A 289-nucleotide genomic window follows, 5' to 3' on the forward strand; every position below is an offset into this window, starting at 1 on the left:
GATCGAGTTAATATTGGGTAGACACCTCCAGAGCATGGGAGGGGCAGGCAACCTGAAAGCGGCCCTGGATATCTTTACCCGGATGCGCACTCTGGCGGCCGGGGGGCGGGCGAACACCCCCTGTAATGACAAAGAGATCGAACTGGCTCTGGGCAGACATTTTCAAACCATGGGGGGCAGGGACAATCTGAAAGAGGCTCTGGATATTTTTGTCCGACTGCGTACTCTGGCGGCCGGGGGACGGGTGAACACACCTTGCGATGACAAAGAGATCGAACTGGCTCTGGGC

At 57.4% G+C, this 289-nt stretch carries 1 protein-coding gene; it reads left to right on the top strand.

The features are described from left to right. The coding region (locus E1189_RS00955) for a hypothetical protein (protein ID WP_196220903.1) at positions 1-289 on the top strand (289 nt) is incomplete at both ends.

Source organism: Parendozoicomonas verongulae, assembly GCF_009711465.1.
Lineage (GTDB): Bacteria > Pseudomonadota > Gammaproteobacteria > Pseudomonadales > Endozoicomonadaceae > Sansalvadorimonas > Sansalvadorimonas verongulae.